The organism is Falsiroseomonas ponticola (assembly GCF_016805305.1).
Classification (GTDB): domain Bacteria; phylum Pseudomonadota; class Alphaproteobacteria; order Acetobacterales; family Acetobacteraceae; genus Falsiroseomonas; species Falsiroseomonas ponticola.
Map to the genome: position 1 here is coordinate 615757 of NZ_JAERQN010000002.1, position 22920 is coordinate 638676.

The following is a 22920-nucleotide window of genomic DNA, read 5'->3' on the forward strand; positions in this document are numbered from 1 at the left end:
ATGAAGAGACATGCGTCTAATCTAGCCCCTGTGCCGAGCGCCCGAAACCCCAGGAGGACCCGCCCCGTGGCCGACCAGCCCAGCTACCACCTCTTCGGCAATGTCCTGACCTTCCGCGCGCGCCCGTCGCAGGGCTCGCCCTTCCTGCTGACGGAGGCGCGTTCCGCCCCCGGCGCCGGCGCGCCGCCCAACCGCCATGCGGGGGATGGGGAGGCCTTCTATATCCTGGCCGGCACCTATGCCTTCAGCGTGGACGGGCAGGATCGCGTGGTGGGCGCGGGCGACTATGTGCCGATCCCCACCGGCGCGCCGCATGCCTTCCGCAATGTGGGGGAGGGGGAGGCGCGGATGCTGATCCTCAACTGGCCGGGCCACCAGCATGAGGCCTTCTTCTCAGGCCTGGGGGAGGCGGTGCCGCCGGGCTTCGCGCCCGTCACCCCGCCGGGGCCGCCGCCGGAGGCCGCGCTGGCGGAAATCCGCCGCCGCTCCGCCGCCTGCGGCGTCGAATTGCTGGTCTGAGGCGAAGGGCCGCCCGCGCGGGTCGCGCCGTCAGGCCGCGGGCCTGGCCAAGGGCCGCGCAACACGAAAAGCGCCGCGCCCCGTCCCCGGGATCGCGGCGCCCCGCGGGCGCGGCAAGGGCGTCGTGTCAGGCGATGAAGATGGCCAGGAACAGCAGCACGGCCACGGCGCCGGCGATGCTCCAGGTCGTGCCCTTCATGAAGCCGTCGTAGAAGGAGGTCCGCTCGGCCATGATGTCCTCGGCCTTCACCTCGACCATCTCATAGGCGGCGGGGGCGTGGTCAGCCATGGGGGATCCTTCGTTGAGCGTCAGCCTTCGGCCGCCCTTGTAGAAAGCGCGGCCCAGGCGGGCAAGGGGTTCGCCAGGGCCTCCGCCGCGCCGGGGGCCTCGACACGGGCGATCTCGCCCTCCACCCGCACCAGCCCCGCCGCCAGCCAGGCCAGCGCCGCCGGGTAGATGCGGTGCTCCTGCGCCAGCACCCGCGCGCCGAGCGTCGCCTCCGTGTCCCCCGCCAGCACCGGCACCGCGGCCTGGGCCAGGATCGGCCCCTCATCCACGCCATGCCGCACCAGGTGGACGGTACAGCCATGCAGCCGCACCCCGGCCGCCAGCGCCCGCGCATGGGTATCGAGCCCCTTGAAGCTCGGCAGCAGGGAGGGATGGATGTTGACCAGCCGGTCGTGCCAGCGGCTGACGAAACCCTCTGTCAGCACCCGCATGAAGCCCGCCAGCGCGACCAGTTCGATCCCGTGGCGGGCCAGCTCGGCCTCCATCGCCACCTCGAACCCCGCCCGGTCCCCCTTGAAGGCGCGGCTTTCCACCACGGCGGTCGGGATGCCCGCCGCGCGGGCGCGATCCAGCCCGCCCGCCTCCGCCTTGTTGGACAGCACCAGCGCGATGCGGGCGGGGTAGGCGGGGTCCGCCGCCGCCTCCAGCAGCGCCGCCATGTTGCTGCCGCGGCCGGAGATCAGGACCGCGGTCGGGACGCGACGCATCAGCCCGGCCAGCCGGCGCCCAGATGGTCGATGCGCACGGAAGCCGCGCCCTCGCCCGCCTCCAGCGCGCCGATCCGGAACACCGTCTCCCCGGCCTCCGCCAGCATCGCCGTCGCGGATTCCGCGTCATCGGCCGCCACCACCAGCACCATGCCGAGCCCGCAGTTGAAGACACGGAGCATTTCCTCCGCCGCCACGCCGCCGGTCCGCGCCAGCCAGGCGAAGACGGGCGGCACCGCCCAGGCCCGCGCATCCAGCGCCGCCACCACGCCGGCGGGCAGCACGCGGGGCAAATTGCCCGGCAGCCCGCCGCCGGTGATATGCGCGGCCGCCTTCAGCTTCCCCGCCTTGTGCAGCGCCAGCACCGGCTTCACGTAGATGCGCGTGGGCCGCAGCAGCGCCTCCGCCACGCTCTGCCCGCTGGCGAAGGGGGCAGGGGCGGAGAGCGTCAGGTTCGTCCCCTCCAGGATCCGCCGCACCAGCGAATAGCCGTTGGAATGCACGCCGGAACTGGCGAGCCCCAGCAGCACGTCGCCCGGCCCCACATCGGCCTTCGGCAGCAGCTGATCGCGCTCCGCCGCCCCCACCGTGAAGCCCGCCAGGTCGTAGTCGCCGCCCTTGTAGAGGCCCGGCATCTCCGCCGTCTCGCCGCCGACCAGCGCGCAGCCGGCGATGCGGCAGCCCTCCGCGATCCCGCCCACCACGGCGGCGGCCTGCGCCTCGTCGAGCTTCCCCGTCGCGAAATAGTCCAGGAAGAACAGCGGCTCCGCCCCCTGCACCACCAGGTCGTTCACGCACATCGCCACCAGGTCCTGGCCGACGAAGCCATGGATGCCGCTGTCGATCGCGAGCTTGAGCTTGGTGCCGACCCCGTCGGTGGAGCTCACCAGCACGGGGTCCTTGAACCCCGCCGCCTTCAGGTCGAACAGCGCGCCGAAACCGCCGAGCCCGCCCATCGTTCCGGGCCGGTCGGTGCTGCGGGCCAGCGGCTTGATGGCATCCACCAGCGCATCGCCGGCTTCGATGTCCACTCCGGCGTCGCGGTAGGTCAGGCTGGTCATGGCGGCCCCCGATCGGGTATTCGGCACAGACAGGCACGACGTGCCTGCAACGGTAGGGATGGCGATATGCCGGTCAGCGAGCGGCGCAGCCAGTGGGGCGGAAAAAACCATTTTCGGCCCGCGGCGGCAATCCGAACCACGCCGCTAGCGGCGATCGGGGCGATGATGCTGGGCGCCGCCCTGGCGTTCGCGGCGCCCGTGCTGCTGCCCATGCCCGCCTATGCCCAGGCGACACCTGAAGAGAACCCGCTGGTCCAGCGCGGCGTGCCGGCGGAAGCAACCGCCGAGACCGCCGTCATCGCCCGCGACCGCGCGCTGAATGCCGGCCAGCGCACGGCCTATGACCGCATGGCCGCCGCCCTCGGCCTGCCCCGCGGCATCCCGGACGCGCAGATCGAGGGCCTGGTCCAGTCCCTGGTCATCGAATCCGAACGCATCACCACCCGCGGCTACAGCGCCCGGCTGACCGTGAACTTCAACCCCGGCCGCGTCGCCGCCATGGGCGGGCGCAGCCCCGGCGCCCCCCCCGGCGCCATCGGCGCGCCCGGCACGCTGTTCAGCGCGCCCGGCGGCCCCGCCACCGGCCCCGCCCCCGCCGGCACCCCCACCGCCCAGGCCCCCGGCATCGGCGGCCCCGCGGTCGCGACGGTGGAGGCGCTGGCCCTCTACCGTTCCTTCCCCGAATGGGTGGAGATCACCCGCCGCCTCGGCGCCGCCTCCCCCGTCGCGCGCTTCGACATCGTGAGCCTGACGGGCGAGAGCGCGCGGCTCCGCCTCGGCCTGCGCACCCAGCCGCCGGAGGCCGCGGCCGAACTGGCGCAGAGCGGCATCGCACTCGCCCCCGCCCCCATCGATTCGCGACCCGGCGAGGGATGGCGCCTCAGCCTTGCCGGAGGCCGTTGACCACAAGCCGGCCGGGGCCGGTCCCGCGGCCACGCCCCTCGCCACCCCGCCGGGTGGCGACGCCACCTTCACCCTGCCCAACGCCATCACCTTCGCCCGGCTCTGCGCCGTGCCCGGCATGGTCTGGCTGGTGCTCAACCATCGCCTCGACCTGGCCTTCTGGGTCTTCGTCGCGGCCGGCGTGTCGGATGCCATCGATGGCTGGCTGGCCCGCGTGCGGCGCACCCGCTCGACGCTCGGCGCCATCCTCGATCCGGTGGCGGACAAGGCGCTGCTGGTCTCCGTCTATGTCACGCTGGCGGGCATCGGCGTGCTGCCGGACTGGCTCGCCATCCTCGTCGTGTTCCGGGACCTGCTGATCGTGGGCGGCGTGCTCGTGCTCTACGTCATGGGGCAGCCGCCGCGCATCCAGCCGATCTTCGTCTCGAAGCTCAACACCGCGCTGCAGATCACGCTCGCGGCCGGCGCGCTGCTGCTGGCGGGCTACGGCATGGGCGATTCCGTCATCATCGACGTCTTCATCTGGCTGGTCGCCGCCAGCACCTTCGCCTCCGGCGCCGCCTACGTCACCCAGGCCGCGCGCGGGCGGGCATGAGCGGCACGAAGCCCCCGGCCACCCCTTCGGCCGCCCCTTCGGCCGCCCCCCCGGCCCTGCCGGCGCCGGTGCCCAAGGCCGAGGCGCGGCCGGCATCCTGGCCGGCCTCCCCCGGCGCCCGCATGGCGACGCGGGCGGAGCGCTGGGCGCTGGTCATTGGCACCGCGGTGGTGCTGCTGTTCAGCCTCTGGCTCTTCTCCGCCATCCTGACGCCCTTCGTGCTGGCCGCCTGCATCGCCTATTTCCTCGACCCGCCGGCGCGGCAGTTGACGCGCCTCGGCATCCCCCGCGGCCTTGCCGCCTTCCTGCTGGTGATGGGGCTGACCGCCTTCGCGCTGCTGGCGCTGCTGCTGCTCTACCCCCTGCTGGTGGCGCAGATCGGCGTGCTGGTCACGCGCCTGCCCGCCTATGTCGCCGGCATCGGCACGCTGGTCCGCCAGGCGCTGGAACGGCTGCAGGAGGCGCTGGGGCCGGAGCTGGTGGACACCCAGCTGCGGGATCTGGCGGTCCGCCAGGCCGGGCAGATCATCACCTTCCTCGGCACCGCGGTGGCGCGCCTCATCGGCGGCGGCGTCGCGCTGTTCAACGTCTTCACCCTGCTGGTGGTGACGCCGGTGGTGGGCTTCTACCTGCTGCGCGACTGGCAGGCGATGATGGCGCGGCTCGAATCCTGGCTGCCCCGCCGCAACGCCGCGGTGCTGCGCCAGCTCTCCCGCGATACGGACCGCGTGCTGTCGGCCTGGCTGCGCGGCCAGTTGCTCTGCTGCGGGCTGCTCGCGGTCTACTACGCCACGGCGCTGAGCGCCGTCGGGCTGGAGCTTGGCCTGACGGTCGGGCTGATGGCCGGCATCCTCTCCTTCATCCCCTATATCGGCAGCCTGACGGGCTTCGTCACCGCGGTCCTGCTGGCCATGGCGCAGTTCGGCACCTGGAACGGCGTCGGCATGGTGGTCGCGGTCTTCGTGGCCGGCCAGATCGTGGAGGGCTACATCATCTACCCGCGCCTGCTGGGGGACCGGGTGGAGCTGCACGCGGTCTGGGTGATCTTCGCCCTCTTCGCCGGCGGCGTCGCCTTCGGCTTCCTCGGCGTGCTGCTGGCCGTGCCGATGGCGGCGGCCATCGGCGTCGTCACGCGCTACTGGCTGCGGCGGTACCTGGAAAGCCCGCTATACCTGGACCCGCCGAGGACCGGGAGCTGACGATCAACCCCCGGCGGGCGGCCGGTTGAGGGACGGGACTAGAGCACGCTGCGTCCTAATGGACGCATATTGCTCTAGGCCGGCTCTGCGTAGAACAGCAGCGAGTCGACGTGGTGCCAGCGGAACCTGAAGCGGGACAGGATATGCGCCTCCAGCGCCGGGTTGATGTCGTCGCAGGCAATGATCCCCCCGGGGGCGACCTTGGCCAGCAGCGCCGGAAGGTTGGCGTCGATCTCCGCCACGCTGTGGGTCGCGTCGCAGAACACCAGGCTGAACAGCCCGGGTGGCGAGACCTGGTGGAAATCGCCGCGATGGATCTCGACGAAGTCGCGTAGCCCTTGCGCCGACAGGTTGCGTTCCAGCGACGCGATGGTCCCACGGGGCTGGTTGATGTGGCGGAGGTAGCGATCCGGATCCTTTTTCGTACGGACGCTCGATCCGAACAGGGTAAGCCATTCGTCTTCCGATTCGATGCCGTAGTCCACGGTGTGGAAGGCGATCTTCTCCTTCCGCTCGCGCAAGGCCCTCGCGATGACGGATGTCGAACGGCCGACCCAGGGGCCGATCTCGAGGATCGGACCCGGTGTCGTGCTCGCCAACTGGTACAGGACGTTCACCTGGTTGGCGGAGAACCAGCCCTCGGGCAGGTCCTTGAGGGAGAATGGCAGGTTCGCTGGCGTGAGGCGTTCCATGATCGGCTCCTGGCTCGAGTGGCAGTGCGTCGCCTTTGGCTGGCCGCCCCAGGCAATGCGGCGTGAAACCCGTCATCCCGTCCTGAACGGGCAGCGTCAGCCGCCCAGGCGTTTGGGGTGACGCGTCAGGAAGAGGTTGCAGTAGCCGAGCGTCGGCAGGCCCTCGATCGGCGTCGGCGCAAGGTCGTTCTCCACAACGAAGGCCGAGAAGCCGGCTTCCGCGAAGAAGCCGGCAAGGAAGGCCGTCGCGCCAGCGTCGTCACCCTGGGCCGCGGTATCCCATTCCATGACGATGTCGATATCGGTGACCTCGCGGATCACCTCTGCCGCGCCCTTCACGACCATCGCCTCCGCGCCTTCGACGTCGATCTTCATCAGGCCGATCCGAGCGGGATCCGGGACCACCTGGTGAAGCTGCCGCACGGGTACGGGGAAGGTATTGGCGTCGGCCGAACCGCCGGCCAGCAGCGTACCGTTGGAGGCCAGCTGCCCGGGAACGTGGAGCAGGAGCTCGCCTTCCGTCTCCCCCAGCGCAAGCTGATGCGGGATGATCCGGGCGAGGGACCAGTTGATGCTGATGTTCTTCAGCAGCAGCGCATGGATCTGCGGGTTGGGCTCGATCGCATGCACGACGCAGCCCTTGCCCCGGCCCAGGATCATGGCGGCGTTGATCGAGAAATAGCCGATATTCGCGCCGACATCGACGACGTCACGGTCTGGCCTCACCAGCCGTGGCAGGGCGGCGGAAAGCCGCGGCTCCCACACGCGGTTGCCGATCATCTTCGGCGCCATGACATGGTCCGCGGCCGGCACCAGGAAGCGCAGCCCGGTCAGCATCTGCGTCATGACCACGCCATCGCCGAGATACACGCCGAAGGGGCCGATGAGCTTCTGCAGGCGCTCGACGTCCTGGTGCAGCCGGCCCAACCCGCGCTCGACCGCGGCGAGCCCGCCCAACTGCCGCTCGATGGCTGCGAGGCTGCCCTGGAGCTGCTCCAGCGTCTCGTAGAGCCCGGCGGGCCCGTTGCTGTCGTCCCCTGTCATGGACAATTCTCCTTACTTGCCGCAAGGCACCGCGGGTGACGCTGCCGTCGTGGGTGTCTATGCGCCGCACGATGCATCATGCGCGTCAGATACGAGGTGGAGCCGGTCCCGTGGCCTTCGGCGGCGCGATCAGCCGCGCCCCAGGGCACGAGCCTCAACGAACGCAGAACGAGCCGATCTTCACGCCAAGGCTGCGTCGCTCCTTGGCGTTGGCGGGCCGGTTGGCCGGTTCGATCAGCCTGGCGCATCGTATGGTGATGACGATCGTCCGGTCGGTGACGGGCTGATCGTTGACGACCGGCAGCGCGACCTTCACGGGCTTCGGGCTGATCAGGCGTTCGGCGACCACCTCTCCATTGACTTCGAAGGTGACGGGGATCGGGTCCTCGCCGACTTCGGAAGGGGCCCAGAGGATGATGTCCACGGCCTTGGCCTGCGACCTGGCCACCAGCGGGATCATCATTTCCGCGACCTGCGTGCGCGTCCACACGCCGCGCGGCTCCGGGCGATGGAAGCCACGCCGCAGGTAGCGGATGCTCGAGGCCGGGTTATCGAGGGCGATATCGGTCCGGAACGGGACGTCGCCGCGCATGCGGGACCAGATCTCGCGCCCGAAGGCGTCCCAGGAATAGGCGGCCGCGACAGTCGCGACATCCGTCGTCGTGTCCAGCAGCGCCAGCTGGATCAGCGGGACGATCGCCTCGGGCGGGGCATCGATGTCGAAGACGTATCCGGTCGATCCGTGCGCAACGATATCCCGCGCGAAGCCGGTGTCGCTCAGCACGGGGATGATGTTGGACATCATGGCCTCGATCGCCGGGATCGGGCCGCCTTCCAGGGTGGAGACCGAGCAGTAGACGTCGCACTCCCGATACCAGCGCGGGAATTCGTCGTAGGATGCCTCGACATAGCGGACGTTGGGCAGGCTCGTGAACTCGTTGAACTCCGGCCAGTTCGTCCACAGCAGCTCGCGATTCTCGACATCCTCGGCCCGCGGACCGATGAGGAGGAAGGGCTGTTCCGGCATCAGCCGGGCAAGGGCGAGCATCGCGCCCGGCCGCTTGCGCTCGTAATAGGCACCGACGAAGCCGACGGCACCCTTGCCGTCACGCACTTTGGGCGTGAAGGCAGCGGGGTCCGCGCCCCCGATCGGCACGAAGATGTTGTTGCCCTTCGCACCCCACTCGACGAGCGTGCTCTTGTTCGCGCTGCACGGGGTGAACACGGCGATGCAGTCATCGGCCAGGCTCACCAGCTCCTCCTTCGTCACACCCTTCGACAGGTCAGGATGGGTGTACCAGACGAAGCAGTTGCCGGATTTCGCTTCCGGATGCTTGCGGAACGCGGTCGCGGCCAGGGCGAAGTGCGCGAAGAAGTAGTTTCGCGCCGGCGGCAGCGGATAGTTGAAGCGACTGTTCGTCTCCGCAAAGACGAAGGCACAGACGCCGCCGCTGGCCTGCTCGATCACCCGGCAGATCTTCTCGAGGATCCAGCCGCGCGAATTCACGTTCAGCACGAAGCAGATGTCGTAGAGTGCCGCCGTCTCGTCGAAAGCGGAATGCGGCCTTGCGTCGGCAGTCAGAACTTGCATGTCGTCGGATCCTCGCTGGTTTGTTCAGGCAACAAGCCGCTCGAACAGCGCCAGCTCGCGTTGTTCCCAGGTGAACTGGCGGGCTATCTCGATGTTCCGGGAATGGCCTTGCGGCTGCCAACCGAAGCTGGCGAAGCTTCTGCGCAGGGCCGTCAGCAGCGTCTCGGGCTCGGCCGGATCATAGAAATCGAGGGCCGCCGACTCGTCCGCCCACTTCTCCGTGGCGGGAAGCTTCGCGGCCACCATGGGCGATCCGGCCGCCAGGTACTCGAAGAACTTGAGCGGGGACGTGATGGCGGCACGGGCGTCGGCCTGCCGGGTCATGACCAGCGCATCGGCCGCCTGCTGGAACGCCAGCACCTGCTTCTGGGGCACGTAGCCCGGCACCAGGACGTTGGATAACTGCCATTCGACGACGCTTGCGCGCATGGCGGACTGGTCGGGGGCCGTGCCGCCGAAGATCAGGAACAGGCAGTCCGGCATGGCGCGCGCAGCGTATAGCAGCTGCTTGACGCCGCGCTCGGGCTGGAGCCCGCCGGCATAGACGACGATGCGCTGGATGCCGCGTCGCAGAAGGCTCCGCCGGATCGCCGCGGAAGCCTCCTGCTGCCGCTCGAACGAAAGCGAGTTGACGCCGCTGTCCAGCACGATGGTGCGTTCGCGCGGCACGCCGGTGCTCACCAGGCGCTCCTGCACGGACGCCGTGATGGCGACGACGACGCGCAGGTTCCGGTGTTCCCGCACGAGCTCGGGCAGCTTCTTGAAGGCTGTGTTGTGGTCCTCGTCGTGATCCTCGTAGACGCAGGGGAGGCCGACCTTCAGGGCGCGCGAGAGGACGACCGGGTGCCGCGTGTGCAACAGGCCGCAATAGGGGAAGATGTTCCGCGGAATGTCATAATCGAGCGCCCATTGTCCTGCCGGCAGTTGAGCGACCTTCGAGGGTGCCTCGTAGAGCCCGCGGACGTCGTAATCCGCCTGTATATTATACAGATCCCCGATCAGGCGGCGTACCGACCGGATTCCATTATGCGATTCGAATTTGATCGGCAATCCCTGCACATTGGCGGCCAGCATGGCGTCGAGCCCGAGATTCTGCACCGCCTGCGCCGTGTTATGCGCCCAGATGAGCCTGGCCCTGGCCGGGCGGACAAATGGATCGCCGGGCACGCTGACAATGCCGTATTTCTTTCCGCCCAGCAGCCGGAGCATGGCGTCGATCACGGAGGCCCTCGTTCCTGAAAACCGTTGGTGCATCGTTTCGCAACGCTCGCGCGGCCTCGTGATGATTTCAGCGCTGCACTCGAACATCGTCTCGCCCTGCTCGCTAATAACAGGATAAGGCGAAGATAATGCGTTGAGTCAATGCCCTGAATATCGCCTCGAAAAGAGTGGCATTACGCCCCCCTGGTGCCGGCCGGTTTCTTCGCGGCGCCGGCATCGTCAAGGCTTTTGCGCGTCGCCGATCCGATATGCCTTTCGAACAGCCGCTGCGCTTCCAGCCCCGCCTCGCCCATTTTAGCCGCCTTTTCCCAGACCGCGACCATCTGGCGGTAAATCTGCTCGACCTGTTTTTCCCGCGATGAAGGCGGCAATTGGCGGCCTTCAGCGATGGCCGCGGCAACGCTGCTCGCCGGCCTGTCGGCCCGGGTCAGGGCGGTCACCACCCGGAGCTGCTCGGCATGCGGCAGCGCCGCCAGCTGATCCAGCTGAGAGCCGCTGTTCGCGACCGGATGCCGCGCGATGATTCCGCGGATATCCGCGGGTATCCGCGCGCGTGCGATGGCCCGCTGTATCGATCGCTGGTCCAGCCCCAGGGAGCGTGCGGTCGCTGCCGTGAAGGTTTCCACCAGAGGCGACAAGCTTGTCGTTCTTGCTGCGGATCGTTGCTTGGGTGCTTTTCCGCGTGCGGTTTCCGGGTGCAGCTGCTGCCAGACCTGTTGTCGGCGGGCGAGAAAAACCGCCCTGTCGAGTTGGGAAAGCTCCCGCCGCAGCAGGTTTTCATCAATCTCCAGCAGATCCGCCGCCGCGCCGGTGGCCTCGCTGACGATCGCATTAATTTCCGCAAGGCCTGCGAGTTTAGCCGCGGCGACACGGTGGGCGCCGGCAATAAGCGAGTGGACGCCATTCCCGTCCGCCGGCCCGACAACCATGGGCGTATCCTGGCCGCGTTCCCGCATGCTCGCGGCGATCAATTCGACCCAGGCCGGGTCCAGATCGCGCATTCGGGTGCCAACCAGTATCTGGTCCGGTCGAAGCTTGATGAGGTTTGAACGCACGGCGTCACGCATCGCCAAAAGCGGTTTTCACAAGCGGAATCCTGCAATCAAAACGGTGTCGCTACGACGAAAGTACATTTCGTGCTTAGGATAAAAAATGACAGCGGTCAACAAGATTTTTCTTGTAAAGTCGGCGCGGTCGTGCGCGGCGCGACGAACCATGGTTAAGTGTTACTGTTTTCTTAATCCCTGCGGAGCGCGTTGGATCGGATCGGCGCGAAAACGAGCGCCAGCTGCACTTAGCGCAGGCGGCTGGTGTCGGATCGATATCCGAAAAGGATGGGTCCGCCGCGACCGGGGCGGTGCATTCCATCGCCTTGTGGCCGGAGCGCACCAGGCCCCGCCGACGACACCGCGCATGAAGCAGCCTGGGATGGTCTGGTCAATACGAAATCAGAACGAAATCGGCATCAGCGATCGGGGCGTGACGGCCGCTGCCGCACTCGGCGCGCGGCGAGGACAGCCGCCTAACCCTCATTCGCCTGGATCATCTCCCGCACCCGCGGATAGATCGCCTGCGCAAACCGCCGTCCGCTGAACACCCCGTAGTGCCCGACGCCGGTCTGCAGGTGATACCGCCGCATCGTCACCGGCACGCTGCGGCACAGGTCGAGTGCCGCCATCGTCTGCCCGATGCCGCAGATGTCGTCCTTCTCCCCCTCCACGGCCATGATCGCGGTGCGCCGGATCGCCTCCGGCCGCACCCGCCGCCCGCGCCACGCCATCTCGCCCCGCGCCAGCGCATGGTCCTGGAACACGGTCTTCACCGTCTCCAGGAAGAACTCCGCCGGCAGGTCCATCACCGCGAGATACTCGTCATAGAAGCGCCGGTGCTGCGCCGCCCGCGCCACATCGCCATCGAACAGCGCCCAGAACTGGTCCTGATGCGCCTTCAGGTGGCGGTCCAGGTTCATCGACATGAAGGCCGAGAGCTGCAGCGCCCCCGGATAGACCCGCCGCCCGGACCCCTTGTGCCGCCACGGCACGCTCGCGATCAGGTTGCGCTCGAACCACTCGATCCCGTGCCCCGCCGCCAGCGCATTCACCTTCGTCGGGTTCTGCCGCGCATCGATCGGCCCCGCCATCAGCGTGACACTCCGCGGAGACGCGCGGTTCCGGTCCTCCGCCATCAGCGCCACCGCCGACAGCACCGCCACCACCGGCTGGCACACCGCCAGCACATGCCCGCCAGGCCCGATCGCCTCCTGGAACCGCATCACATGCTCGATGAACTCATCGAGCCCGAAGCGCCCCGCGCTGAGCGGCACGTCCCGCGCATTGTGCCAATCCGTGATGTAGACGTCGTGGTCCTGCAGCAGCACCTGCACCGTGCCGCGCAGCAGCGTCGCGAAATGGCCGCTCATCGGCGCCACCACCAGCACGCGGGGCAGGGGGGTCTGCACCTCCGTCCGGAACCGGACCAGGGAGGCGAAGGGCGTCGCCGCCACCACCTCCTCCGCCACCTCCACCAGCCGGTTGCCCACGCGCACCGGCCCGATCCCGAACGCCGGCCGCACCTGCGTCACCGCGAAACTCGAGAAAACCTCCGCCGCCGCCCGCATCGCCCGCAGCCCGTCGAAGGCCGGATGCATGGCGCCCCAGGGGCCGAGCCACTGCGCCATCCCCCGCGCATGCGCCCTGAACGGCGCCAGCGCATCCTGCCTTGCCTGCAACGCGCGATAGATCATGCGCCGGCCCCGTCCCTGAGGACACCATCGTGCCACTCACGGGCCGTTTCGCAACCGCGAAGGCACTGGTAGCCTGCCCGTCCCAGCAGGAAGGACCAGGCCATGTCCGGGGCGAAGCCGCGCAAGCCAGCCATCACGCCGCCCGCCCCCCTGGCGATCCTGCGCATCTCCAGCCGCAACTACTCCTCCTGGTCGCTGCGCGGCTTTCTCATCGCCCGCCTCTCCGGCCTGCCCTTCCGCGTCATCACCGTCTCGGCGGAGGATCCCTCCACCCGCGCCGAACTGCTCGACAACGCCTCCTCCATCCTGCTGCCCTGCCTGGAGCATGAGGGCGCGGAGCTCTGGGACACGCTCGCCATCGCCGAATACCTGAACGAGCGTTTCCCCGAGGCGCGCATGATGCCGGAGGACCGCATCGCCCGCGCCCGCTGCCGCGCCATCAGCGGGGAGATGCATGCGGGCTTCCACGCGCTGCGCTCCTCGCTGCCGTTCAACCTCCGCGCCCGCATCCCGGGCTTCACCGTCTGGTCCGCGGCGCGGGGCGACCTGGACCGCATCTTCACCCTCTGGCGGGATTGCCTGGCGGAATGGGGCGGCCCCTGGCTGTTCGGCGCCCGCCCCAGTATCGCGGACGCCATGTTCGCCCCCGTCGTCATGCGCGCGCGCACCTACAACGTGCCCCTCGACGAGCCCTGCGAGGCCTTCGCCCGCACCATCGAGGCCTGGCCCGACCTGCGCGAATGGGTGGCCGCGGCGCGGGAGGAGCCGGAGCCCCGCATCACGGAGCTGGAGCTGGACGCGGAGTTCTGAGCCCGCCCCGCCTGGTATTTCCTGGCGATGAAATCCCGCCCATCGTCCAGGGATGCATGGACTTTCGCGGAAGTCGTCCCCTATGCCCCGCGAAACGCCAGCGTCAGCCGGCCGTAAGGTCGCCATGCCACGATGCGGCCCGGCCGGCGGAGACAGGGAACCCCACCACCCATGCGGGACTACTCGCCCTACGCCCTGTTCCATCCCGGCACCGGCGCCCATTCCACCCTCCATGTCTCGCTCGGCTACCGCGACCTGCCCGCGGGCCGCTTCTCGATGTGGGATATCCTGACGCGCCGCGGCGTGCCGGTGCTGTTCCTTAACTGCCCGAACACCTGGTACCTGCAGGGCGTGCCCGGCTTTGCGGATGACACGCAATCGCTGCTGGCCCGCATCGAGCGACTGGCCCGCCGCATCAAGGCGAACCGCGTCGAATTCCTCGGCGCCTCCATGGGCGGCACGGCGGCCATCCGCCTCGGCGTCGAATACGGGGCGGACCGCATCACCGCCATCAACCCCGAGATCCGGCTCGGCCTCCGCTATTCGCAGAGCGTGCTGGACCTGGATGCGCCGCGGGCCCGCGCCGCCCGGGCGGGCCTTGCCGCGCTGCGCACCACGCGGCCGCACCGCATCCGCGCCCTGGTGAGCGATGCGGATGCGGTGGATGTGGTGAACATGGCGGCGCTGGTGGCGCTGCTGCCGGCCGACCTGCTGCTGTTTCCCGGCCGCGACCACCATGTGGCCGAACATCTGGCGCTGACGGGCAAGCTGGATTTTCTGCTGTTCGGCGGCCCCGCCACCGGTTCGCGCGACCTGCGCCTGCTGGATTGCCACCGCGGCCATCACCACGCGCCGCCGATGGCGGCCGGCATGGCGATGCTGCGCGCCTACCATGATTGCCGCCTGGGCCGCTTCGCCCGCGGCCTGGCCCACCTGGCGCCGCTGGACGCCACCGCCCCCGGCCACGCCGCCGTCGGCTTCCTGCGCGGCTGGGCGCTGACCGAGCTCGGCGACATCCCCGGCGCCATCGAGGCTTTTTTCGACAGCCGCCGCCACAACCCCCGCTCCGTCCGCTTCTGCCGCGCCTTGTCCCAGGCCCTGCTCAGTGCCGGCCGGGCGGAGGAGGCGGTGATGGCCCTGTCCTGGGTGCTGGAGGAACCGCACCCGGACCGGGTGGCGCTGGTGGCGCTGGCGGATGCGCTGGCGGCGACGAACCGGATGGCGGAGGCGGAAGAGGTGAGGGGGCGGGCGGGGTAGGGGGGTAACCGTTGCCGACTGGATGATTAGCGCTGGATCTTGCGCGCTCACCCTCAACGCCCTTACAAATCACCTGAATGCGTAGCAGAGTGTCCGTTCCCTATAAGCTTCGCATGTTGAAAACGACTGTGTCAGCCAAGGCGTTCAACAGCTCATAGTCGCCTTTAATAAATGAAAAGGAAGCGCCGACTGTGGAGGCTTATTCGCTCGCCGCGATAAAGCATTTTTCGGATGCTAAAACGCTCGCGGCTTCTGGGCGTTTCGACGGTGGCGGCTACCTGGTTGGGTATGTTGTGGAGTGCGCTTTGAAGCACGCTCTGAGAATAACTGTGCATAATATTAGTGTTCCGCGCAAGCACATACCCGAGTTAATTGCGGTAGCCCGCATGGCTTTACAAGGAAGAGGCGCGCAGCCGGTGCTGGCGGCGCTCGGCAATCCTGCTTTCATGGCGGGTTGGTCAGTGGGCATGCGTTATGCTGGCGAAGGCGGTACAGATGCACTGCTGTTCCGTCGGTGGGAAAATGATGCGCGCAAGATCCTTCTTGCGACCAACATAAGGTGTGCCGCTCGATGACTTCGTACGATTCGGCTCTCCCCAACCTCGTAGAAATTATGGCAGCTTCGGTCGGCTCAGATATTCTATCTGACTGCGTTTTTCTTCGTGATGCATCCGGACGGATTAGTATAGTTTGTTTTCAGCGTATTCGAGAAGATGCTGCTAAAATCATATCGGAGCGCGCGAAGGGGTTGGGGGTGTGGGTTGGTGCCGAAACGCCGCTGATCTATCCAGAGGATTTGCTTGAGGACTCTGCAGTTTTGCGCAGGGATGCGCTACCAGAATTTGTCTCGACCGCATCTTTTGAGGGTTTCGTTCGGTTGCTCGAGCGTCGCGTTGTTGGTCAAGACTGGCTCCGCCCGCCTCTGACTGAAATACCTGGCGCGCCACCCATCGTGGTATTTGCGAGCCATAAAGGTGGGGTTGGGAGATCAACGGCGCTAGCAGTCAGTGCTGCATCGTTGTCAGATGCTGGCTTCAATGTTCTTGTTATTGATCTCGATTTGGAGGCGCCGGGCCTGGGGTATATGCTCCTCGATGCGCTTCCGCCCAACGGTGCTCTTGATTACTTTGTTGAGACTTCTGTTCGAAATGTCAGTGAGCCAGATATTGATCTTATGCTTGCGAGCAGCACGCTTGCTACGCAAGGCTTGATCCATGTCGTGCCAGCTGTCGGAACTACAAGCGCAATGCATCCCGAGAATGTTCTTGGGAAGATAGCTAGAGCATATTTGGAGCGTCAGGATCCAGATGGTACTACGGTATCCTTTCTTGACCGCGTTCGCCAACTAGTCAGGCACCTTTCTCAGAAAAATCGCTATGATATAATTTTTGTTGACGCGCGGGCGGGATTAAACGAGGCGGCGGCAGCGGCGGTGCTCGGACTTGGGGCTGAGATTTTGCTGTTTGGTGTAGACACGCCCCAAACGTTCGCTGGATATAAATATCTATTAGCTCATCTGCGTAGATTTAAGCCGGCCGAATCGACCGATCAAGATTGGCGATACAGGCTCCGGATGGTGCATTCTAAAGCGCTGTCAAGTCCCGATTCCCAGAAAAAATTTAGAGATGCTGCTTTTGAGATGTTCGCGGATACTGTTTATGATGTTGATGAAAATCTTGATCAGTCAGCGTTTAGCTTCGACTATGACAGTGTGGATGCTCCTCACTACGCCTGGGTTATATTAAATGACTCCAATTATGCAGAGTTTGATCCTCTCAGCCAACGAGACCAATTCGCGAGTCATTTTTACGACCGGACTTTTGGTGGCTTTGTTAGGGCGCTACGGGATAGGGTTGGATTGGTTTCATGATGGCGTCGTCGATTGCTGATTTGCAGGACATAGTGTTGCTCCGTCAGGCGCTGGGCCGTCTGGATCCTGGGTCGGCGCACCAAGCGAACATTCCACCTAAGCCCGAAAATATTTTCACGCCATATTCGCATGCAAATGCGCTCGATCCACAGCGGGCGCTCGTTGTTGGGAATCGAGGCGTTGGAAAAAGTTTCTGGTCTTCCGTCCTCACGCATTCAGAGGCTCGGGACAAAGTCGCGCCCACATACCCTCGGCTTTCGCTCAGTCAAATACGGGCTGCTTTGGGATTTCATGAGGCTGCCGGCAAGGATGACGGTGCTGCGCCTTCACCTGCACTGTTGGTCTCGCTGAATCAGTCTGGTTATGCGGCAGACGAAATCTGGCGGGGAGTGCTTGTGAAGGCGGTTGCTGCTGAGCTGTCTTTCGTTGTCCCTGGATCTCTATCATCCCTTCTGCTTTGGTCCCGTGAGAATGTTGAAGAATCTGAAGCTCTGCTTCGGGCCGCAGACGCCCACTTTGTTAAGAATAATCAGGTATTTCTGCTAGTTTTTGATGCGCTGGACCGACTTGGGCGCGACTGGAACAGCATCCGCTCTCTTACGCAGGGCGTGCTTCGTCTCGCATTAGATATGCGTGGCTTTAGGGCCATGAAAGCGAAGATATTCATGCGATCCGATCAGTCGAAAGATGATTCGCTATTTGCTTTCGCTGACGCATCCAAGATTCGCTCCGATGCTGTCAGTTTGGTGTGGCGCCATCGGGAGTTGTTTGGCTGGTTGTACAGCTACCTCTCGCGCGATCGCGAAGCTGGTGCCTCGTTCGTGCGCCTTGTGGGCGGAGGAGACCTAACAAAGCTTCGGCCAACCATGTTGACAGATTCCGAAGTTCAGCAGGAGATTTTCTACAGATTGGCCGGCGAATTCATGGGTGCTGGACCCAAGCGCGGCCGAACTTATACTTGGCTTTACGACCATCTTTCCGACACGTTCGGAGAGACGAGCCCACGCAGCTTCATTACTGCAATGCAGCGCGCCGCGGATTTTCAGCCCGCTCCGCGAGATCATGCTGTCGATCATCTAGGTATTCGAGCCGGCGTACAGGCTGCGTCTCGCGTGCGCGTGCAGCAACTGAAGGAGGATTATGATTGGATTGATAAAGTAATGGCTGCGCTGCGTGGGCTAGAAGTCCCCTGTGATCCCGAAGTGTTCCTTGCGCGCTGGCGTGAGAGGGGGACAGTGGCCGACCTTAGGAGTGAAGCAGATGGTGAAGCGCGAAGGTTGCCTATTGAACTTACTACAGCGCCCAGTCGGGACGAAGGTGGGCTGCTGGCCGCTCTGCAAGCAATAGGCGTTATCGAATTTCGTACGCCGTATCGCATAAATATGCCCGATATTTTTCGCGTCGATGCCGGCATCAAGCGTCGGGGTGGAATCCGTCCTCCATCTGCGCGTCGGGAGCAATCGTAACTTACAACTCGCTCTGCATAGTTTACGCGGAAGCACGCCTTTTTCCGTGTAGATGCCCATGTTACGGCGGTTCATATTGCTCCCGCTGGTACGTATGGGCGCTGCCGCCGTTTGTTCCGCGTTACCCGGTGCTATGACCTCCGCATGCTCCCCCCCACCCAGCTCCCGCTCCCCCTCGCGCGCCCGCCGTCATCCGCCCGCGCGGACTGGGTCCCCGATGCCTCCAATGCCGAGGCCCTGGCCTGGCTCGCCGCCCCCGCCACCTGGCCGCTGCATCGCCTCGCCCTGTTCGGTCCCCCCGGCACCGGCAAGACCCATCTGCTGCGCATCGCCGTGGCGGATCACGGCTGGCGGCTGATGGAGGGTCCCGCCCTCACCCCCGACCTCGCCCTCGCCCCCGCGCCCGGCACCGCGCTCGATGCCGCGGACCAGGCGGACCAGGAAGCGCTCTTCCACCTCATCAACCAGGCATCCGCCACCGGCGCGCCGCTGCTGATGGCCGCCCGCCTGCCCCCCGCGCGCTGGCCGACCATGCTGCCCGACCTCGCCAGCCGGCTGCGCGCCACCCCCGCCGTCGGGCTGCAGGAGCCGACGGACACCCTCCTCGCCGCCCTGCTCACGAAGCACCTGGCCGACCGCCAGCTCCGCCTCGACGCCACCGTGCAATCCTGGCTCCTCGCCCGCCTGCCGAGGGACGCCGCCAGCCTCGCCACCGCCATCGCCACGCTGGATGAGGCCGCGCTCGCCCAATCCGCCCCCATCACCCGCCCCTTCGCCCGCCAGGTCCTCGGCGCCTGGCTGGGGCAGGAGGAGGCGGAGGATGACCGTTTCGGGAATGATGCCGCCGAAACCTCCCCGGGGGAGGGCAAGCCGGGCTAGTCTCCGCCCATGGACACGCACGCCCCCGCGACGCTCGCCGCCGATAGCCCCCAGCGCTTCATCAACCGCGAATTGTCCTGGCTCGCCTTCAACACAAGGGTGCTGGAAGAAGCGGCCAACCCCCGCCACCCGCTGCTGGAACGCCTGCGCTTCGTCGCCATCAGCGCCTCCAACCTCGACGAATTCTATTCCGTCCGCGTCGCTGGCCTCATCGGCCAGGACCGCGCCGGCATCTCCACCCCATCCCCGGATGGCCTGACCCCCGCCCGCCAGCTCGCCGCCATCCACGGCACCGCCCAGGGCCTCATCGCCGCCCAGCAATCCGCCTGGCATGAGCTGCGCGGCCTCCTCGCCCAGGCCGGCCTGGTGGTCAGCGACCCGGAGGCCCTCCCCGCCCCCGACCGCGAATGGCTGGAGGGCTGGTTCATGGACCGCGTCTTCCCCGTCCTCACGCCGCTCGCCGTGGACCCCGCCCACCCCTTCCCCTTCATCGCCAACCTGGCGCTCTGCATGGTCCTGAAACTGGTGCGGGAGGAGGATGGCGGCACCATGCGCGCCCTGCTGCCCGTCCCGCCCCAGGTGGACCGCTTCATCCGCCTGCCCGCCACGCCGGACCGCACCATCCGCTTCGTGATGCTGGAGGACGTGATCGTCCTCTTCCTCCGCCGTCTCTTCCCCGGCTTCATCACCGCGGAACACGGCCTCTTCCGCCTCATCCGCGACACCGATGTGGAGTTCGAGGAAGAGGCCGAGGACCTCGTCCGCAGCTACGAAACCGCCCTCAAGCGCCGCCGCCGCGGCCGCGCCATCCTGCTCTCCGTCGATGCCCGCATGTCACCCGACATGATCGACCTCGTCGCCCGCGAACTGGATGCCGACCGCCACAACGTCTTCACCCTGGACGGCCTGCTCGGCGTCACGGACCTGAAGCAGCTGATCGTGGACGATCGCCCCGACCTGCTCTTCACCCCCTACACGCCGCGCTTCCCCGAACGGATCCTGGATTTCGGCGGGGACTGCTTCGCCGCCATCGCCGCCAAGGACATCGTCGTCCACCACCCCTACGAATCCTTCGATGTCGTCGTCCAGTTCCTCCGCCAGGCCGCCCGCGACCCCAACGTCGTCGCCATCAAGCAGACGCTCTACCGCACCACCCGCGACAGCCCCATCGCCAAGGCCCTGATCGAGGCCGCGGAATCCGGCAAATCCGTCACCGGCATCGTCGAGATCAAGGCAAGGTTCGATGAGGAGCGGAACATCGCCCTCGCCCGCGAACTCGAAGCCGCCGGCGTCCAGGTCGTCTACGGCTTCGTCGAGCTGAAGACCCACGCCAAGGTGTCGCTGGTCGTCCGCCGCGAACGCGACGCGCTGCGCAGCTACGCCCATTTCGGCACCGGCAACTACCACCCCATCACCGCCCGCATCTACACGGACCTCAGCTTCTTCACCGCCGACCCGGCCCTGACGCGCGATGCCGCCAAGCTCTTCAACTACATGACCGGCTACGCCCGGCCCGAGACGATGGAAGGCCTGGCCTTCGCCCCCCTCACCATCCGCCCGGCCCTCCTCGGCCTCATCGACCGGGAGATCGCCTTCGCGCGGGACGGCAAGCCCGCCGCCATCTGGCTCAAGCTCAACTCCCTGGTGGACGAACAGCTGATCGACGCGCTCTACAAGGCGTCCCAGGCCGGGGTGAAGGTGGATTGCGTGGTGCGCGGCATCTGCTGCCTCCGCCCCGGCGTGCCGGGCCTGTCGGACAACATCCGCGTCAAATCCATCGTCGGCCGCTTCCTCGAACACTCCCGCATCTACGTCTTCGGCAACGGCCACCGCCTGCCATCCCGCCGCGCCCGCGTCTTCATCAGCAGCGCCGACCTCATGGCCCGCAACATGGACTGGCGCGTGGAAACCATGGTCCCGATCGAGAATGCGACCGTCCATGCCCAGATCCTCGACCAGGTCATGGTGGTGAACCTTCAGGACAGCATGCAAAGCTGGCAATTGATGGCGGATGGCACCTACCGCCGCCTGCCGCCCGGTGCCAAACCCGTCTCCGCCCACGAGTATTTCATGACCAACCCCTCCCTCTCCGGCCGCGGCAGCGCGCTTCAACAACGGCCGGCCGCCCCATCCCGCCGGTCGCGCCAGGACCGCGTGGCCCAGGATTGATGCAGGACAGACCCCGCTTGGACCTCCCCACCCCGACCCATCCCCCCCGCTTCGGTGTCGTCGACCTCGGCTCCAACTCCGTCCGCCTCGTCATCTTCGAAGGCCTGACCCGCAACCCGCTGCCCATCTTCAACGAGAAGGCGGTCCTCGGCCTCGGCCGCGGCCTGCAGAACACCGGCCGCCTGAACGAAGCCGCCATCGACCCGGCGCTGACCGTCATGGCCCGCTACGCCGCCGTCGCCCGCGCCATGGGCGCCAACCCCGTCCAGGTCATCGCCACCGCCGCCGCGCGGGACGCGGAGAACGGCCCCGCCTTCATCGAGGCCATCCGCACCCGCCTGCCGGACCTGCCCGTCCGCGTCCTGACCGGGGAGGAGGAAGGCCGCCTCTCCGCCGACGGCGTCCTCCTCGGCTTCCCCGACGCCGACGGCATCCTGGGCGACCTCGGCGGCGGCTCCCTCGAACTCGTGGACCTCAAGGGCGGCCAGGCCGGCCCCGCCGCCTCCCTCCCCATCGGCGCCATCCGCCTGGCCGACCGCGCCGGCGGGGACCCCATCCGCGCCCGCGCCATCGTCGAGGGGGACCTGGCCCGCGTGCCCTGGCTCAAGGCCGGGGAGGGCAGGGACCTCTACCTGGTCGGCGGCGCCTGGCGGGCGCTCGCCCGCATGCACATCGCTCAGACCGGCTACCCCCTCTCCATCGTCCACCACTACGTCCTGCGGCGGGAGGAAGCCCGCGACCTCGCCGGCCTGGTCGCCCAATCCCCCCGCAAGGTGCTGGAGAAGATCCCCGGCGCCCCCGCCAAGCGCCTCGGCGACATGCCCTTCGCCGCCATCACGCTGCGCCGCCTGCTGCGCGCCACCGGGGCGCGGCGCGTCATCTTCTCCGCCAACGGCCTGCGGGAAGGCTGGTACGCCAACCTCCTGCCGGAGCCGATCCGGCAGGAGGAACCCCTGCTGGCCGCCGGCCGGGACCTGGCCATGCGCTGGGGGCGCGACCCGGCCCTCGCCCCCGCCCTCCTCGCCTGGACCCACCCGCTGTTCGAGGGTGAGACCCCGGACCAGTCCGACCTCCGCGAAGCCTCCTGCTGGATCGCCGACATCGGCAGCCACGACCACCCGGACTACCGCGCCGAGCAGGCCTTCTACCGCGTGCTGCGCCAGCCCGGCGTCGGCCTGGACCACCACCAGCGCGCCTTCCTCGCGATGGTCGTGGCGCTGCGCTACGAAGCCGACACCACCATGGGCTTCCTGAGCACCGCCCGCGTCCTGCTGGACGCCACCGCCGTGAAACGCGCCGAGGTGCTGGGCGCCGCCCTGCGCCTGGCCTTCACCCTGTCAGGCGGCACCCCGGTGCTGCTGCGCGGCACATCGCTGCGCCGCCACGGCGGCGAATTGCAGCTGCGCCTGGTGGAAGGCAGCGGCGTCTTCGCCGGAGAGAGCGTGCAGCGAAGGCTGGACGCGCTGGCCGCGGCGCTGGGGCTGACGGCGACGGTGGAAGTGTCAGCGGCGGGGTAGCCCCAAAACCCTCCCCCGAGCTTTCGGGGGGTTCGGCGCACTGCGTCGGACGCCGCAGGCTGGCTGGGTGGGGGACCGCGCAACCCCGCAAACCCACAAGCAACAGCCGAACAAGATCGGGGCTCCGCCCCGAACCCCGCTGGGGACGATGATCGTCCCCAGACCCCACCCAACTTGGCGCCGCCGACAAACGAGCCCCATTCTCCGTGAATCCTCGCCCCTCGGAGGGGGGGAGCGGGGGTCGCGTAGGCTGACGCGCGCAGCGCGCTAGGCTCCAGACTCAATCAGGTCCATCCGAGTAGGATGGCGGCGATGGCGACGGCCGAGGCGAAGTTGGCAGCGAGCTTGTCGTATCGGGTGTGGATGCGGCGCCAGTCCTTCAGCCGAC

At 67.3% G+C, this 22920-nt stretch carries 21 protein-coding genes and 1 pseudogene; 12 read left to right on the plus strand and 10 right to left on the minus strand.

Translation table 11 applies throughout. The annotated features are described in order from the left end of the window. Positions 1–66: 66 nt before the first annotated feature. On the plus strand, positions 67–519 hold the full coding sequence (locus tag JJI54_RS10430) for a cupin domain-containing protein (protein WP_203072888.1): 453 nt from the start codon (positions 67–69) through the stop codon (positions 517–519). A gap of 127 nt (positions 520–646) precedes the next feature. On the opposite strand, the gene JJI54_RS10435 is transcribed toward JJI54_RS10430, so the two are convergent. From JJI54_RS10435 to purM, 3 genes are read right to left on the minus strand one after another with little or no spacing between them, the layout of a single operon-like run. Further along, positions 647–808 carry an aa3-type cytochrome c oxidase subunit IV gene (locus JJI54_RS10435; protein WP_203072889.1) on the minus strand — a complete coding sequence of 54 codons (162 nt, stop codon included), beginning with the start codon at positions 806–808 and terminating at the stop codon, positions 647–649. A gap of 20 nt (positions 809–828) precedes the next feature. Beyond that, positions 829–1515: a phosphoribosylglycinamide formyltransferase gene (gene purN / locus JJI54_RS10440; RefSeq protein WP_203072890.1), complete on the minus strand. Its 687-nt coding sequence runs from the start codon at positions 1513–1515 to the stop codon at positions 829–831. After that, entirely contained in the window at positions 1515–2576 is a 1062-nt protein-coding gene (gene purM, locus JJI54_RS10445; RefSeq protein ID WP_203072891.1) for a phosphoribosylformylglycinamidine cyclo-ligase, read from the minus strand. Before purM ends, purN begins: the two co-directional genes overlap by 1 nt. Before the next feature lie 162 nt (positions 2577–2738). Here purM and JJI54_RS10450 point away from each other — a divergent pair, with 162 nt between their 5' ends. The 3 genes from JJI54_RS10450 to JJI54_RS10460 are packed head-to-tail and all read left to right on the plus strand — an operon-like array spanning position 2739 to position 5273. Continuing rightward, positions 2739–3479: a hypothetical protein gene (locus JJI54_RS10450; RefSeq protein WP_203072892.1), complete on the plus strand. Its 741-nt coding sequence runs from the start codon at positions 2739–2741 to the stop codon at positions 3477–3479. Next, positions 3463–4074 (plus strand): CDP-alcohol phosphatidyltransferase family protein, encoded by a 612-nt coding sequence (locus JJI54_RS10455; protein WP_226381604.1) that lies wholly within the window; start codon positions 3463–3465, stop codon positions 4072–4074. Before JJI54_RS10450 ends, JJI54_RS10455 begins: the two co-directional genes overlap by 17 nt. Beyond that, a complete protein-coding gene (locus JJI54_RS10460) occupies positions 4071–5273 on the plus strand; it encodes an AI-2E family transporter (protein ID WP_226381605.1) in 1203 nt (400 codons plus the stop codon). Before JJI54_RS10455 ends, JJI54_RS10460 begins: the two co-directional genes overlap by 4 nt. Before the next feature lie 74 nt (positions 5274–5347). Here JJI54_RS10460 and JJI54_RS10465 read toward each other — a convergent pair whose 3' ends face one another. The 6 genes from JJI54_RS10465 to JJI54_RS10490 form a co-directional block, all read right to left on the minus strand. Then, a complete protein-coding gene (locus tag JJI54_RS10465) occupies positions 5348–5965 on the minus strand; it encodes a class I SAM-dependent methyltransferase (RefSeq protein ID WP_203072893.1) in 618 nt (205 codons plus the stop codon). Positions 5966–6061: 96 nt separating this feature from the next. After that, positions 6062–7009, minus strand: a complete 948-nt coding sequence (locus JJI54_RS10470; protein ID WP_203072894.1) for an FkbM family methyltransferase — start codon at positions 7007–7009, stop codon at positions 6062–6064. Positions 7010–7163: 154 nt separating this feature from the next. Then, positions 7164–8600: a glycosyltransferase gene (locus JJI54_RS10475; protein ID WP_203072895.1), complete on the minus strand. Its 1437-nt coding sequence runs from the start codon at positions 8598–8600 to the stop codon at positions 7164–7166. 24 nt (positions 8601–8624) lie between these two features. Beyond that, positions 8625–9821, minus strand: coding sequence for a glycosyltransferase (locus JJI54_RS10480; RefSeq protein WP_203072896.1), 1197 nt, complete (start codon positions 9819–9821; stop codon positions 8625–8627). Between the two features lie 173 nt (positions 9822–9994). Next, a complete protein-coding gene (locus tag JJI54_RS10485; protein WP_203072897.1) occupies positions 9995–10888 on the minus strand; it encodes a ParB N-terminal domain-containing protein in 894 nt (297 codons plus the stop codon). 455 nt (positions 10889–11343) lie between these two features. Next, positions 11344–12564, minus strand: a complete 1221-nt coding sequence (locus tag JJI54_RS10490) for a polyhydroxyalkanoate depolymerase (protein ID WP_203072898.1) — start codon at positions 12562–12564, stop codon at positions 11344–11346. 102 nt (positions 12565–12666) lie between these two features. Between JJI54_RS10490 and JJI54_RS10495 the strand changes: the two genes are divergently transcribed. The 8 genes from JJI54_RS10495 (at position 12667) to JJI54_RS10530 (ending at position 22532) form a co-directional block, all read left to right on the plus strand. Next, complete coding sequence (locus JJI54_RS10495; RefSeq protein WP_203072899.1) at positions 12667–13374, plus strand: glutathione S-transferase; 708 nt, start codon at positions 12667–12669, stop codon at positions 13372–13374. 171 nt (positions 13375–13545) lie between these two features. Further along, positions 13546–14631, plus strand: coding sequence for a hypothetical protein (locus tag JJI54_RS10500; protein WP_203072900.1), 1086 nt, complete (start codon positions 13546–13548; stop codon positions 14629–14631). A gap of 191 nt (positions 14632–14822) precedes the next feature. Beyond that, a complete protein-coding gene (locus JJI54_RS10505) occupies positions 14823–15206 on the plus strand; it encodes a hypothetical protein (RefSeq protein ID WP_203072901.1) in 384 nt (127 codons plus the stop codon). Then, positions 15203–16501, plus strand: a complete 1299-nt coding sequence (locus JJI54_RS10510) for a KGGVGR-motif variant AAA ATPase (protein WP_203072902.1) — start codon at positions 15203–15205, stop codon at positions 16499–16501. The genes JJI54_RS10505 and JJI54_RS10510 overlap by 4 nt, the downstream gene beginning before the upstream one ends. Next, entirely contained in the window at positions 16498–17967 is a 1470-nt protein-coding gene (locus JJI54_RS10515) for a hypothetical protein (protein ID WP_203072903.1), read from the plus strand. The genes JJI54_RS10510 and JJI54_RS10515 overlap by 4 nt, the downstream gene beginning before the upstream one ends. Positions 17968–18111: 144 nt before the next feature. Next, positions 18112–18846, plus strand: coding sequence for a DnaA/Hda family protein (locus JJI54_RS10520; RefSeq protein WP_203072904.1), 735 nt, complete (start codon positions 18112–18114; stop codon positions 18844–18846). 9 nt (positions 18847–18855) lie between these two features. After that, entirely contained in the window at positions 18856–21015 is a 2160-nt protein-coding gene (locus JJI54_RS10525; protein ID WP_203072905.1) for an RNA degradosome polyphosphate kinase, read from the plus strand. Next, positions 21015–22532, plus strand: a complete 1518-nt coding sequence (locus JJI54_RS10530; RefSeq protein WP_203072906.1) for a Ppx/GppA phosphatase family protein — start codon at positions 21015–21017, stop codon at positions 22530–22532. Before JJI54_RS10525 ends, JJI54_RS10530 begins: the two co-directional genes overlap by 1 nt. Before the next feature lie 284 nt (positions 22533–22816). On the opposite strand, the pseudogene JJI54_RS10535 reads toward JJI54_RS10530, so the two are convergent. Continuing rightward, a pseudogene (locus JJI54_RS10535) lies at positions 22817–22920 on the minus strand (IS5/IS1182 family transposase); the annotation flags it as partial.

What these genes read in the sequence shown, in the direction of transcription:
- JJI54_RS10510 (WP_203072902.1), top strand. Translation starts at nt 15,203, where the DNA reads ATGACTTCGTACGATTCGGCTCTCCCCAACCTCGTAGAAATTATGGCA.
- JJI54_RS10435 (WP_203072889.1), bottom strand. Translation starts at nt 808, where the DNA reads ATGGCTGACCACGCCCCCGCCGCCTATGAGATGGTCGAGGTGAAGGCC.
- purN (WP_203072890.1), bottom strand. Translation starts at nt 1,515, where the DNA reads ATGCGTCGCGTCCCGACCGCGGTCCTGATCTCCGGCCGCGGCAGCAAC.
- JJI54_RS10525 (WP_203072905.1), top strand. Translation starts at nt 18,856, where the DNA reads ATGGACACGCACGCCCCCGCGACGCTCGCCGCCGATAGCCCCCAGCGC.
- JJI54_RS10450 (WP_203072892.1), top strand. Translation starts at nt 2,739, where the DNA reads ATGATGCTGGGCGCCGCCCTGGCGTTCGCGGCGCCCGTGCTGCTGCCC.
- JJI54_RS10475 (WP_203072895.1), bottom strand. Translation starts at nt 8,600, where the DNA reads ATGCAAGTTCTGACTGCCGACGCAAGGCCGCATTCCGCTTTCGACGAG.
- JJI54_RS10515 (WP_203072903.1), top strand. Translation starts at nt 16,498, where the DNA reads ATGATGGCGTCGTCGATTGCTGATTTGCAGGACATAGTGTTGCTCCGT.
- JJI54_RS10485 (WP_203072897.1), bottom strand. Translation starts at nt 10,888, where the DNA reads ATGCGTGACGCCGTGCGTTCAAACCTCATCAAGCTTCGACCGGACCAG.
- JJI54_RS10470 (WP_203072894.1), bottom strand. Translation starts at nt 7,009, where the DNA reads ATGACAGGGGACGACAGCAACGGGCCCGCCGGGCTCTACGAGACGCTG.
- JJI54_RS10530 (WP_203072906.1), top strand. Translation starts at nt 21,015, where the DNA reads ATGCAGGACAGACCCCGCTTGGACCTCCCCACCCCGACCCATCCCCCC.
- JJI54_RS10460 (WP_226381605.1), top strand. Translation starts at nt 4,071, where the DNA reads ATGAGCGGCACGAAGCCCCCGGCCACCCCTTCGGCCGCCCCTTCGGCC.
- JJI54_RS10490 (WP_203072898.1), bottom strand. Translation starts at nt 12,564, where the DNA reads ATGATCTATCGCGCGTTGCAGGCAAGGCAGGATGCGCTGGCGCCGTTC.
- purM (WP_203072891.1), bottom strand. Translation starts at nt 2,576, where the DNA reads ATGACCAGCCTGACCTACCGCGACGCCGGAGTGGACATCGAAGCCGGC.
- JJI54_RS10500 (WP_203072900.1), top strand. Translation starts at nt 13,546, where the DNA reads ATGCGGGACTACTCGCCCTACGCCCTGTTCCATCCCGGCACCGGCGCC.
- JJI54_RS10465 (WP_203072893.1), bottom strand. Translation starts at nt 5,965, where the DNA reads ATGGAACGCCTCACGCCAGCGAACCTGCCATTCTCCCTCAAGGACCTG.
- JJI54_RS10495 (WP_203072899.1), top strand. Translation starts at nt 12,667, where the DNA reads ATGTCCGGGGCGAAGCCGCGCAAGCCAGCCATCACGCCGCCCGCCCCC.
- JJI54_RS10520 (WP_203072904.1), top strand. Translation starts at nt 18,112, where the DNA reads ATGCTCCCCCCCACCCAGCTCCCGCTCCCCCTCGCGCGCCCGCCGTCA.